The 12,860-nt window shown below is 74.0% G+C and carries 9 protein-coding genes and 1 pseudogene; 2 read left to right on the top strand and 8 right to left on the bottom strand.

Going from position 1 to position 12,860, the window contains the following annotated elements; translation table 11 throughout:
• Nucleotides 1-82: 82 nt before the first annotated feature.
• From Prubr_RS17090 to Prubr_RS17060, 7 genes and pseudogenes are all read right to left on the bottom strand, one after another.
• On the bottom strand, nucleotides 83-967 hold the full coding sequence (locus Prubr_RS17090) for a hypothetical protein (protein ID WP_212826631.1): 885 nt from the start codon (nucleotides 965-967) through the stop codon (nucleotides 83-85).
• Nucleotides 968-1,014: 47 nt separating this feature from the next.
• Entirely contained in the window at nucleotides 1,015-1,221 is a 207-nt protein-coding gene (locus Prubr_RS17085; RefSeq protein WP_212826628.1) for a hypothetical protein, read from the bottom strand.
• Between the two features lie 232 nt (nucleotides 1,222-1,453).
• Entirely contained in the window at nucleotides 1,454-1,657 is a 204-nt protein-coding gene (gene cspE / locus Prubr_RS17080) for a transcription antiterminator/RNA stability regulator CspE (RefSeq protein WP_107079793.1), read from the bottom strand.
• A 257-nt stretch (nucleotides 1,658-1,914) separates the two neighbouring features.
• A pseudogene (locus Prubr_RS17075) lies at nucleotides 1,915-5,402 on the bottom strand (ATP-dependent helicase).
• Nucleotides 5,399-8,680 carry an ATP-dependent helicase gene (locus tag Prubr_RS17070; RefSeq protein WP_246568763.1) on the bottom strand — a complete coding sequence of 1,094 codons (3,282 nt, stop codon included), beginning with the start codon at nucleotides 8,678-8,680 and terminating at the stop codon, nucleotides 5,399-5,401. Before Prubr_RS17070 ends, Prubr_RS17075 begins: the two are co-directional and overlap by 4 nt.
• A 214-nt stretch (nucleotides 8,681-8,894) precedes the next feature.
• Nucleotides 8,895-9,440 carry an LOG family protein gene (locus Prubr_RS17065; protein ID WP_212826626.1) on the bottom strand — a complete coding sequence of 182 codons (546 nt, stop codon included), beginning with the start codon at nucleotides 9,438-9,440 and terminating at the stop codon, nucleotides 8,895-8,897.
• Between the two features lie 2 nt (nucleotides 9,441-9,442).
• A complete protein-coding gene (locus Prubr_RS17060) occupies nucleotides 9,443-10,345 on the bottom strand; it encodes an LOG family protein (protein ID WP_212826624.1) in 903 nt (300 codons plus the stop codon).
• Nucleotides 10,346-10,598: 253 nt separating this feature from the next.
• On the opposite strand from Prubr_RS17060, the gene Prubr_RS17055 reads away from it, so the two are divergent.
• Nucleotides 10,599-10,745, top strand: a complete 147-nt coding sequence (locus Prubr_RS17055) for a hypothetical protein (RefSeq protein WP_212826622.1) — start codon at nucleotides 10,599-10,601, stop codon at nucleotides 10,743-10,745.
• A gap of 30 nt (nucleotides 10,746-10,775) precedes the next feature.
• On the opposite strand, the gene dapE is transcribed toward Prubr_RS17055, so the two are convergent.
• Nucleotides 10,776-11,843, bottom strand: coding sequence for a succinyl-diaminopimelate desuccinylase (dapE, locus tag Prubr_RS17050; protein WP_212826620.1), 1,068 nt, complete (start codon nucleotides 11,841-11,843; stop codon nucleotides 10,776-10,778).
• 24 nt (nucleotides 11,844-11,867) lie between these two features.
• Between dapE and dapD the strand changes: the two genes are divergently transcribed.
• Nucleotides 11,868-12,809 carry a 2,3,4,5-tetrahydropyridine-2,6-dicarboxylate N-succinyltransferase gene (gene dapD, locus Prubr_RS17045; protein WP_212826618.1) on the top strand — a complete coding sequence of 314 codons (942 nt, stop codon included), beginning with the start codon at nucleotides 11,868-11,870 and terminating at the stop codon, nucleotides 12,807-12,809.
• The last annotated feature ends 51 nt before the right edge of the window (nucleotides 12,810-12,860 follow it).

Raw genomic sequence — 12,860 nt, 5'->3', positions numbered from 1 at the left:
GAACTCCTACAAACACGATAGGAAATGGGGAGCATGAACGCCAGCCTCCGCGAGGTGGAGGCGGAATCCGACGGACGGGCCGTCAGAGCGGGCGGACCGAGGCCAGCGCGTCGTCGACCATGTAGTCGTACTGACGGTGGGTGCCCGGGATCGAGATGTAGAGGATCGCGGCGGTCGGCCGGCCGACGTCGATCAGCGCCACCGCGGCCAGTTCGTCGGTGGCCTGCAGGCCGGGCTGGGTGAAGTGCAGCCGGAACACGGTCACCCACGCCGGCCGGCCGCCGAGAACGGCCCGCTCGTCGCGGAGCAGCTCCATCCGGTTGGGCTGCGGGTAGTACTCCGCCCGGACGTCGGCGGCCACCTGCCGGCCGACACACTCGATGTTGACCGAGAGGGCGTCGTTGTCGGCCGCCGGTACCGCCGCCGACAGGATCGAGGCGTGGTAGTCGCTGAAACCGTTGTACTGACGCTCGGTGACGAAGTGCTGACCGACCTTGTACGGCACCTCCAGCGTGCCGGCGCTCCACACCGCGTTCCACGGCTGCCACGGGGCGTCGTACGCCCGGTAGGAGATCCCCGCCTCGGTGTCGACGGTGCGGTTACCGCTGACCGGCGGGAGCGGGTCGGCGGGAGCCGGGTCGGCCGACGGCGACCCGGTCGGCGCCGGGCAGAGCTTGGCCAGCGGCGGCCGGGCGTCGACGACGGGATCCGGATTCGGCCGGAACGGATCCGGGTTGCCCGACAGCACCATCGCCAGAACCACCACGAGACCGACGGCCAGCACGGCGGCGGCGGCCCCGCCGAAGAGCCAGAGCCGGCGCCGGTCCGCCCGGCCACGATCGGTGGGCGGTGGTGGCGGCGGTGGCGGCACCACCGCCGGGGTGCTCAGCCGGGTGACCGCGCCCGCCGACCAGTCCGGCCCCGACGAGGATCGGGACCGCGACGGCGGCGGGGGCTCTGCGGACATCTCCACTAGTGAAACACCCGGGCGCGACCCGTATCCGCCCGGCCGCCTCAGCCCGCGTCGGGAGAGGTGGCCAGGTCGCCGACGGCAGGCCCGGCCGGCGCGCGCATCTCGACGACCTCCGCCCCGCCGGGGCCGGCCGACACGTCGTACCAGGGGGCGAACGCGGCGACTACCGCGAGTAGCAAGCCGCCCACCGCAACCCCCACGACCACCAGGATTTCCCGCACCGCACCGGTGCCGACGTCCGCCTCCACACGTCCTCCCCCACCGCCCGTTCCGGTCATCGGCGCCCCCTGACCGCCGATGAATCCCCCAGCTCACAGCATTACGTACCGCACTGCCGGACGCAGTCGCCCATCAGACGCGATTCGATGAATTCCTCAGAAAGACGCGGTGCGGGACGCGAACTAGCGCTCACGCTGTGTCACCCACCGCTGATACACGACCGGCCCGCACCGAACGGTGCGGGCCGGTCGTCCGAACCGGTCAGAGCGGGCGGATGTTCTCCGCCTGCGGGCCCTTCTGGCCCTGGGTCACCTCGAACTCGACGCGCTGGTTCTCGTCGAGGCTGCGGTAGCCCGAGCTCTGGATCGCCGAGAAGTGGGCGAAGACGTCGGCGCCGCCGTCGTCAGGGGTGATGAACCCGAAGCCCTTGTCGGCGTTGAACCACTTCACGGTGCCAATTGCCATCTGTCTCGTCTCCTTTGACGGAACGATCGAACCCGCACTGTGCGGATCCGATGGTGTTGCCCGCGCCGAACGCGCGGATTGTCGTCGCGGTGGTGATCGCCCCGCCGGAAGATCCGGACACAACAAATGGCGCCCGGGGTTGCATCCCACGGGCGCGCATAGAGCTGGGACCACTCGACATGGTCATGGGAACCAAATACAGCAACGCCCGGAGCGTAACACGCGACAGACGGCATTGCCGGCAGATCCCGGCGAAGTCACGGTCCAGCTTCGGGCACGGAGGCCACCAGCTCGGTCAGACCGGCCGCGTCGAGCAGGTCCGCCGGCCGGACCGTCACCCCGTCGCGTACGTAGTGGAACGCCGCACGCACGTGCTCGACCGGCACCCCGACAAGGTCCGCCCAGGCCAGCCGGTAGGCCGCCAACTGCACCGCCGCGGCGGTCGCCTCGGCGCCGGTCGGCTGGCGGCCGGTCTTCCAGTCGACCACGTCGTACCGGCCGCCCGGGTCGGCGTAGACGGCGTCCATCCGGCCGCGTACGACCACCCCCGCGACGACCGTGGCGAACGGCACCTCGACCTCGTGCGGCACCCGGTCGGCCCACTCGCTGTCCAGGAACCGCCGCCGCAGCAACTCCAGCGCCTCGTCGGGCGCGGCGTCCTCGTCGGCCGCGCCGGGCAGATCGTCGACGTCGAAGAGCCGCGCGGCCCCGAACCGCTGCTCCAGCCAGGCGTGGAAGGCGGTGCCCCGGCGGGCGTACGGGTCCGGCCGGGCCGGCATCGGCCGGCGCAGCCGGCGCGCCAACGCCTGCGGGTCGCGCCGCAGCGCCACCAGTTGCGACACCGACAGGTGTCCGGGCAGTGCCACCTCCTGCGGCCCGGCGGCACTGGCCAGCCGGTCCCGCTCGGCCAGCAGCATGCCGACCTCCCGCCGCCACCGCGTCACGACCGGGTCCCCCCGTCGTCGGCACCGTCCACGGGCGCGACCTCGGCCGGCATACCGTCGTCGGATCCGTCCGCGCCGGGCCGGTCCGATCCGGGCGGCGGCCCGGCGGGTTCCTCCGCACCGGGCGCCGCTGCGGTCTCGGCGGGCTCGGTGGCCGGAATATCGGCCGGCACCGTCTCGGTCATCAACTGCCGGACCAGCGCGGCGGCCTCCGCCATCGCCGGCCGGCGGGCGCCGAGCGGATCGGCCGGCCACTCGGCGCGCAGCACCACCTCCGAGGTCGGGTTGACCGCGTCGCCGGCCGGCTCCGGCGCCCACCCGTCGACCACGCCGTCACCGGCCCGGCAGCGCTCCTGGATCTCCTCCAGGAACACCGAGGGGCCGCGGGCCCGGCGTACCCCGTCGCCCCACCAGAAACCGGAACAGAGCAGCAGCCGCCGGGGCCGGGTGACCGCGACGTACGCGAGCCGCCGCTCCTCCCGCTCGTCGTGCTCCTGCCACTGCCGCTGGAACTCACCGAAGGCCCCGTGCACCGCCCGCTGGTCCGGCGCGTCGTCGAGGTCGAGCCGGGGCAGACCGTCGGCGTCGCCACGCAGCGGAAACGGCAACACCCCGAGCCCGGCGAGATGGTGGTCGGAGGCGCGGACCTGGCCCGGCCACACCCCACGGGTCAGGCCGGCGACCGACACCACGTCCCACTCCAGGCCCTTGGCCGCGTGCGCGGTCAGGATCTGCACCGCACCCTCGACCACCTCGACCTCACCGGGGGCCAGCCCGCGTTCCTCGTCCTCGGCCGCCGCCACGAACGCCAGGAAACCGGGCAGCGCGGCGCCCTCCGTGTCGCTCGCGAACCGGGCCGCGACATCGCCGAGGGCGTCGAGGTGGCCGCGGGCCAACCCGGCGTCACCACCCCGGCCGGCACCGGCGCGTACGGCCACCTCGACGTCGAGCCCGATGGTCCGCTCGACGTCGGCGATCAGGTCCGGCAGCGACTGGTCGAGCCGCTGGCGCAGCAGCGCGAGTTCCCGGCCGTACGCCCGCAGCCGGGCGTACCCCTCCGCCGAAAAGGTCTGTGCCGGGCCGAGGTCGGCCAGCGCCTCGACCAGCGTCGCGTCGTCGAGCCGGTCGGTCACGATCTCCGGTTCGCCGTCGGCCCGGGACAACTCGCGACGGCCGGCCGCGATCACCTTCGCCCGCCGGTGCAGGGCCACCAGGTCACGCGGGCCGATCCGCCAGCGGGCACCGGTGAGCAGCCGCAGCAGAGCCGGGCCGTCGGTCGGGTCGGCCAGCACCCGCAGCGTGCAGACGACGTCCCGTACCTCCGGGGTGTCCAGCAGGCCACCCAGGCCGACCACCTCGACCGGCAGACCGCGCGCACGTAGCGCGGCCTCGATCGGCGGGATCTGGCTACGCAGCCGCACGAGTACGGCGCTCGTCGGGCGGCGGTCGAGCGGGATGTGCTCGGGCAGGGCCTCCGGCATCCCGGCCGCTCCCCGCCAGGCGGCGAGCATGCCGTCGGCGATCCAGGCCGCCTCGTCGACGAACGTCTCGGTCAGGGCACAGTGGACCGTCCGGCCGGGCCGGCCCCGCGCGGTCCGCCCGGCGATCGGCTCGGCGACCCGGAACGCCGCCGCCAGCTCGGCGACCCTGGCCCCGGCGACCCGCAACGGGGCGGACAGCGAGTTGGCCACACCGAGGATCTCCGGCCGGTTGCGCCAGCTCGTCGTCAGCGTCAACGTACGCGCCGGACGGCCGCCGGCGGCGGCGAACTCACCGGGGAAACGATCGAGGGTGCCGGCGCTCGCCCCCCGCCAGCCGTAGATCGACTGACACGGGTCGCCGACCGCGGTAACCGGATGACCACCCCCGAACAGCGACCGCAGCAGCACCACCTGGGCGTGACTGGTGTCCTGGTATTCGTCGAGCAGCACCACCCGGAACCGCTCCCGCTCGATCGCGCCGACCTCAGGGTGGTCGCGGGCGACCCGGGCGGCCCGCGCCATCTGGTCGCCGAAGTCCATCGCCTCGAAGTCCTGTTTACGCTGCTCGTACGCGCGGACCAGCGGAAGCAGCCGGAGCCGCAACTGCTGCACGGCCAGCGACTTCCGTACGTCGGCGTACACCTTGCCCGGCGGGTCCTGCACGTCGGCGAAGAACCGTCCGGTCCAGGCGGCCAACTCGTTCGGCGTCACCAGGTGCTCGGCCATCTCGCCGGAGAGCGCGAGCACGGCGTCGGTGACCGTGCTCGGCATCCGGTCCACACCGGACATGTCGCCGTCGTGGTTGCGCACGACCATGTCGACGATCTGCCAGCGGGACGCCTCGGTGAGCAGCCGGGTCGACGGTTCGAACCCGGCCCGCAGCCCGTGCTCGCTCACCACCCGCGACGCGTACGAGTGGTAGGTGGCCACCGTCGGCTCGCCCCCGAGCAGGTCCCGGGCCGCGTCCCGCCCCTCCCGGCCGAGTCGGCGGACCAGCTGCCCCAACCTGGTACGTACCCGGTGCGTCAGCTCGCCCGCCGCCTTGCGGGTGAAGGTGAGGCCGAGGATCTGCTCCGGCCGTACGTAGTCGTTGGCCACCAGCCAGACCACCCGGGCCGCCATCGTCTCCGTCTTGCCCGAACCCGCGCCCGCGACCACCAGCAGCGGCTCGACCGGAGCGGCGATGATCTCCGCCTGCTCCAGCGTGGGCGCGTGCGGCTGCCCGAGCAGCCGGGCCAGCTCCAGCGGGGTGTAGCGGGGGCCGGCGTCGGCCGCCCGGCGGGGCGCCGGGGCCGCCGCGAACAACGAAGGCTGCGTCACGAGTTACTCTCCGGCCTGCGCGACGTCGGGGGTTCGACCACCTGGCGGCCCTTGCCGGAGACCGGGCAGCTCGTCCGCACCGGGCAGACCCGGCACTTCGAGTTGGCCACCGCGGAGAACGTCGAGGCCGCCATCGTCTCGGCCGTACGGCGAACCATCGCCCGCGCCCAGCCGGCGTCCTCGGCCTCGGTGACCGCCTCCTGCCCCTGCTCCCGGGCATCCTTCGTGGACGTGCCGAGCTGGACCAGGGCGGCACCTCCCGACTCGTCGCCGAACTCGGCGAACCCACCCGCCTCGACCGCCGCCTGGTAGGCGCCGAGCTGCGGATGTTCGGCCAGCTCCGCACCGGTCACCGACGTCGACTTGCCGGTCTTCAGGTCGATGACGACCAGCCGCCCGTCGGCGTCGACCTCCAGCCGGTCGACCCGGCCGGTCAGGTCGACCGGGCGGGCCGGGTCGTCGAGGCGTACGGCGAACTCGTGCTCGATCGCCAGCAGCCGCCGGGGATTGCCGGCCAGCCAGCGCAGCAGCTTGTCGACCATCGCCTCGGCCCGGGTCAGCTCCGGGCCGGCCATCCAGCGGGCGGCCAGGTCAATGGCGTCGAACCGGGCGGCGACGTACTCCAGCAGCTGCGCCCGGTCGGCGGTGGCATCCTCGGCGAGCATCGCCGCGGCGTGCACCAGGTTGCCGACGCCCTGCGCGACCCCGGCGGGGGCGCTGCCGCCGTGCTTCTCCAGCAGCCACCGCAGGCTGCACCGCAGCGCGCTCTCCATCGTGGACGGGGTGACCTTGACCGGCTCGCCCTCGTCGACGAGCGGCCGGTCGTCGGAGAGCGCGCGCAGGCCCCACCAGTCGTCCGGATGCGCGCCGCGTACGCCGGCGGCGGCGAGCCGGGCCAGTTCACCGGCCGCCGCCCGCCGCCGGTCCGGTGGCGTCGCCGGGTCGGTGACCGCGGTACGCAACTCGGCGACCAGCGCCGCCAGGGTGAGGGCCCGGGGCGGCCGGCCGACCGGCAACTCCACCGGATCGCCGTGGGAATCGCCGTCGCCCGGGACGGTCGCGTCCGGCCCGCTGGGCCCGTCACCGTCCGGTCCGCCGGTCGCCCCGTCACCGGCCGGGCCGCCGGGCGGTGGGTCGACGACGCCCAACTCGTAGAGGAAGCGGCTCGGCTGCTCCTCGTAGTCCGCGCCACCGCCGGCACCCGCCGAGGCGACGGCGGTGACCAGCAGCCGGTGCCGGGCCCGGGTCACGGCGACATGGAACAGGCGGCGCTCCTCGGCGAGCATGGCCGCGGACTGGCCGGCCACCGCGGCCGCGGTGCCGGCCCCGGCGGCCCGGCCGGCGAGCACGTCGACCAGCCGCTCGGAGCCGAGCAGGCTGCCGCGCAGCCGCAGGTCGGGCCAGACCCCTTCCTGCACCCCGGCGACGACCACGAGATCCCACTCCAGTCCCTTGGCCGCGTGGGCGGTCAGCAGACGTACGGCCTCGCCCCGGTCGGCGCTCGGGGCGAGCGTGTCGGCCGGCAACTGCTGGCCGAGCACATGGTCGAGGAAGACCTCGATGCGGGCCCCGGGCAGCCGGTCGACGAACCGGGCGGCGGTGTCGAAGAGCACCACAACCGCGTCGAGGTCGCGGTCGGCGGCCGCGGCCCGCATCCGGGGTACGGTGTCCGGCTCGCCGTCCATCGCGGGGCCGCGCGCGGTGATCCGGTGCCATCGCTCGGCGAGCCCGGTGGCCTGCCACACCGCCCACAGCACGTCCTCGGCGGTCGCCCCGGGCCGGGCGGCGGCCGTCCGCGCGGTGCCGAGCAGGGCGGCGACCGTCTGTGCCGGTGCGGCCCAGCGGCGCTCGATCGCCACCAGTTCGGTCGGGTCGCGCAGCGCCTCGACGAGCAGCTCGCCGGACGGCCGCCGGTCGCCGACGGCGAGCGCGAGGGCCCGCAGCCCCTGGCGCAGCCGCCGTTCGGCGAGCGGGTCGGCGCCACCGAGCGGCGAGTGCAGCAGCGCCACCGCCGCCTCCTCGTCGAGCCGGTCGGGCTCGAGCGCGCAGCGCAGCAACAGCAGCAGCGGGGCGACGGCCGGCTGAAGGTGCAGCGGCAGGTCCTCGGCGTGCACGACGGTGGGGACCGCGACGGCGTGCAGGGCCCGCTGCAACGACGGCAGTTGGCGGGCGGTCGAGCGGACGATCACGGCCATCCGCGACCACGGCACGCCGTCGACCAGGTGTGCCTCGCGCAGTGCGTGGGCGACGTACGTCGACTCGCTGGTCGCGGACCGGAAGGTGCGCACCCGGACCGAGCCGGGCGGCGCGTCGGGCAGCGGCCGCAGCTCCCGGTGGCCGACGGGGCCCCGCAGCCGGCGGGCGAGCCGGTTGGTGGCGGCGAGCAGCCGACTCCCGGCCCGGTAGGAGGTGTGCAACGTGACCGTGGCCGCGGGCGCACCGGACATGGTGCGGAAGCGCTGCGGGAAGGTGGACACGATCGTCGGGTCGGCGCCCCGGAACGAGTACGTCGACGAATCGGGGTCGGCGAAGGCGACCAGCGACCGGCCGCCGTCGGCGATCCGCGCCAGCAGGTCGACCTGGGCCGGGTCGGTGTCGGCCAGCTCGTCCACGTAGACGTGGGCGAGCCGGTGACGTTCCGCGGCCAACAGCTCGGGGTCGTCGGCGAGCAGCCCGGTGGCGGCCCGGACCAGTTCGGCGGGATCGTAGGCGACCGACCCGCGGGTGGTCGCGTCCCGCAGGGCCAGTACGGCGACGTACTCGCGCAGGAACCGGGCGGCGGCCGGCCAGTCGGCGCGGTCGAGTTGCTCGCCCAGCCGGGCCAGTTGCGCCGGCCCGATCCCGCGCTCGGCGGCCCGCATCAGCAGGTCGCGCAGCTGCGCGGCAAAGGCCCGGGTACGCAGCGCCGGCCGCAGGTCCGGCGGCCAGCCGTACGGATCGTCGCCGTCCTCGTCGGGGCCGACCACGTCGAGCAGTTCCCGGATGATCAGGTCCTGCTCGGGGCCGGTCAGCAGGCGGGGCGACGGCTCGCCCCGGGCGGCGGCGGCCCGGCGCAGCAGCCCGAACGCGTACGCCGGGAAGGTGCGTACGAGTGGTTCGTGCACCACCCGCCCGGCAGCAGCGACGATGCGGGCCTCGATCCGGTGTCGCAACGTGGTGGCCGTGCGCCGGCCGAAGGTGAGCACCAGGATCCGTTCCGGGTCGGTGCCCTCGGCGACCCGGGCGGCGACCGCCTCCACGAGGGTGTCGGTCTTGCCGGTGCCGGGGCCCCCGAGCACCAGCAGCGGGCCGTCGACGTGCGCGACGGCCGCCTCCTGCCCGGAATCACGCTGGCCGGGTCACGACGCTGCCCGGGGTCATCTTGCCCGGGGTCACGGACAGTCGCCGGCGCGGCCTCGGCCGGCCGACGGACCAGCCGGTACGCCTGCATCCGCTCATCTCACCACGACGCACCGACACCACGACCGCCCAGGACCGTGCCACGCCGCCGGCTCAGCCGAGCCGCTCCTCGATGGCGTCGAGGGCGGCGGGTACCGAGTCGACGACGACGAGCAGGTCGATCGCGGCCTGCTTGGCGAACCGCAGGTCCGGCAGGCCGGCCAGCCAGTCGACCAGTCCGGCGTAGAAGCCTTCGGAGTCGACCAGGACGATCGGCTTGCGGTGCATGGCCAGGGTCGCGGTGGTCCACACCTCGAAGAGTTCGTCGAGCGTGCCGAGGCCACCGGGCAGGGTCAGGAACGCGTCCGACTTGTCGATCATGACGGTCTTGCGGCTCGCCATGTCGACCGTGACCACCAGCTCGTCGGAGTGCGTGTCGGCGACCTCCAGGTCGACCAGCGCCTGCGGGATCACCCCGACCGTACGGCCACCGCCGGCCCGGGCGCCGTCGGCGACCGCGCCCATCATGCCAACGCAGCCGCCGCCCGAGACGAGCGTGTGCCCCCGGCGGGCGATCTCCCGCCCGGCCTGGTCAGCCAGGTCAAGAAACCGGCGGTCGAGAGTCCGCGACGACGCGCAGAAGACGCAGATGGCGGCCATCGTCAGCGGTCCGTCGGGCGACCGGCGGTGGACGACCGCTCGGCCGCCCCCTCTTCGATGGCCGCGGCGGTCACCTCGGCCTCGGCCCGCGCCGCCTCGACCTGGGCGGCGGCGGTCTCCTGGATCGCCTCCTGCTCGGCGGCGAGCGCCGCGTCCGCGTCGACGATGTGCCGGACAGCCGTCTCCACGTCGTCGGTCACACAGATCAGATCGAGGTCGGCCGGTCCGATCTTGCCGTCGGCCGCCAACGTGTCGCGGAGCCAGTCGATCAACCCCCGCCAGTACGCCTCGCCCATCAGCACGACCGGGAAGCGGGTCACCTTGCCGGTCTGCACCAGGGTCAGCGCCTCGAACAGCTCGTCGAGGGTGCCGAACCCGCCCGGCAGCACCACGAACGCCTGCGCGTACTTGACGAACATGGTCTTGCGGGCGAAGAAGTAGCGGAAGTTGATGCCCAGGTCGACCCACTCGTTGATGCCCTGCTCGAACGGCAGCTCGATGCCGAGCCCGACCGAGTGGCCACCGGCCTCGGTCGCACCCCGGTTCGCGGCCGCCATCACGCCCGGCCCGCCGCCGGTGATGACCGCGTAGCCGGCCCGGGCCAGTTCGGCGCCCAGCCGTTCGGCGAGCTGGCACTCGGGGCTGTCGGGCTTGCTGCGGGCCGAGCCGAAGACGCTGACCGCGGGCGGCAGGTCGGCGAGACTGTCGAAGCCCTCGACGAACTCCGACAGGATGCGCAGCGCCCGCCAGGCGTCCCGGGTCTTCCAGTCGCCCCGGCCGCGCGAGTCGAGCAGGCCCTGGTCGGCGGTCGCCCGTGGGATCGCATCGCGGCGCAGGGTCACCGGACCGCGATGCCACTCCGGCCCGCCCGGCAGGTGATTACTTCGCTCGCTCCGCTCGCTCATGACGTCCACTCGCTTCGCTCGCTCATGACGCCCACCGTAGTGGCCGGCGCCAGCCGGCATGGACGCGCCTACCAGCGGCGTCGAGAAAAAGATCCCCGCCGGGTGCAACCAAATCGGTGGTAGCCGCGTCTCTTATTCCACATACTGCGTATGCGCGGCGCCCCGGCACCGCCGCCGGGGCCTTCGGGGGGAGGAACGCCATGAGCGAGCGAAGCATGCAGGGCGAGCACAGCGGACCGAACGGGATCTCTTCATGACCCGGTCGGACATCATCCGGCAGCGCCGGGAGATGCAGCGCCGGATCCGTGAGGTGGTCGCCCAGCGCCGGGTGGCGGTGGGCCGGCCGCCCCGCCCGACGGACCGGGCCGACGAACCGGCGGTCGAGTCCACGGCGACCTGACCCGGCGGCCACCCGCCGGGTCGCTCCGGCTCAGGCCAACCAACGGCGCAGCGTGGCCGCGCCCTCGCGGATCAGACCGATCTCGACGTGCTCGTCGGGGGCGTGGGCCACGTTCGGGTCACCCGGCCCGAAGTTCAGCGCCGGGATGCCCAGCGCCGCGAACCGGGCCACGTCGGTCCAGCCGAGCTTGCCGACCGGGGCCGCGCCGACCGCCGCCAGGAACTCCACCGCCGGCGCCGCGGTGAGGCCGGGAAGCGCGCCGGCCGCCGAGTCGGTCATCGTCACCTCGAAGCCGTCGAAGACCTCGCGTACGTGTGCGTGCGCCTCTTCCGGCGTACGGTCCGGGGCGAACCGGTAGTTGACCTCGACCTCGCACAGGTCCGGCACGACGTTGCCGGCCACGCCGCCGTGGATGCGTACGGCGTTGAGCCCCTCGCGGTAGGTGCAGCCGTCGATCTCGACCGTCCGGGCCTGGTATCCGGCCAGCCGGTCGAGCACGGCGCCGGCGGCGTGGATCGCGTTGACGCCCTTCCAGGAGCGGGCCGAGTGGGCCCGCCGGCCACGGGTCCGCACCAGCGCCCGCATGGTGCCCTGGCAGCCGGCCTCGACCACGCCGTACGTCGGTTCGAGCAGGACCGCGAAGTCCGCCTCCAGCCACTGCGGGTACGCCTGCGCGACGAGGTTGAGCCCGTTGTAGCGGGACTCGATCTCCTCGGCCTCGTAGAAGAAGTAGGTCACGTCGTAACGCGGCTCGGGCAACGTGACGGCCAGGTTGAGCGCGAACGCGACCCCGGACTTCATGTCGCTGGTGCCGCAGCCGTAGATCCGGTCGCCCTCGACGGTGGACGGGAAGTTGTCGTTGAGCGGCACGGTGTCGAGGTGCCCGGCCAGCACGACCCGCTGCGCCCGCCCGAGGTCCGTACGCGCCATCAGGGTGTTGCCGTGCCGGTGGGTGGTCAGGTGGGGCAGCGACCGCAGCACCTCCTCGACCCGGTCGGCGATCTCCTTCTCGTCGAGCGAGACGGATTCGATGTCGACCAGGGCGCGGGTCAGCGCGACCGGGTCGGCCAGTACCTCGGGGGTCAGCGGGTTCACCATGCCTCGCACGGTACCTTCGAGGCCGTGACGAACACGCAGCCCGCCTGGGGCATCGGCCTGGCCACGACCACCGCCGACGGACAGGTGCTCGACACCTGGTATCCGGCCGGCCTACTCGGGCTCGGTGCCCGGCCGGCAGACACCGACGAGAGCCGGCTCGCCGGCGCGACCGGCGACCGGGCGCTGCCCGGTCTGCGTACGGTCGTGGTGGTCACCGAGATCGGCTCGCTGGCCGACCCGATCAAGGACGCCGCCGACGCGTACCTGCGGTTGCACCTGCTCTCGCACCGCCTGGTGCGGCCGAACGAACCGAACCTGGACGGCATCTTCGGGGCGCTGGCGAACGTCGCCTGGACGTCGGCCGGGCCGTGCCCGCCGGACCGGGTCGACGAACTGCGGCTGATCGAGCGGGCCGCCGGCCGCCACCTGGCCGTGTACGGGGTGGACAAGTTCCCCCGGATGACCGACTACGTGGTGCCGTCCGGGGTGCGGATCGCCGACGCGGACCGGGTGCGGCTCGGCGCCCACCTGGCGTCCGGCACGACGGTGATGCACGAGGGCTTCTGCAACTTCAACGGCGGCACGCTGGGCGCCTCGATGGTCGAGGGCCGGATCGTGGCCGGCGTGGTGGTCGGCGACGGCTCCGACATCGGCGGCGGCGCCTCGATCATGGGCACGCTGTCCGGCGGCGGAAAGGACCGGATCAGCATCGGCGAGCGCAGCCTGATCGGCGCGAACGCCGGGGTCGGGATCTCGCTCGGCGACGACTGCGTGGTCGAGGCGGGCTGCTACATCACCGCCGCGTCGAAGCTGCTCCTGCCCGACGGCCGGGTGGTCAAGGCCCGGGAACTGTCCGGTGTGGACGGACTGCTGTTCTGGCGTAACTCGGTCACCGGCGCGCTGGAGGCGAAGCCGCGCACCGGCACCGGCATCGAGCTCAACGCGGCCCTGCACGCCAACGACTGAAAGACCGGTTCCGGCCCGCCGAGGCAGTGGCGGGCCGGAACCGGCGGTCTC

Origin of the sequence: Polymorphospora rubra (genome assembly GCF_018324255.1) — a bacterium.
Taxonomy (GTDB): Bacteria; Actinomycetota; Actinomycetes; order Mycobacteriales; family Micromonosporaceae; genus Polymorphospora; species Polymorphospora rubra.
Note: the sequence above shows the minus strand (reverse complement) of the source record. Positions and strands in the feature narration are given on the sequence as shown.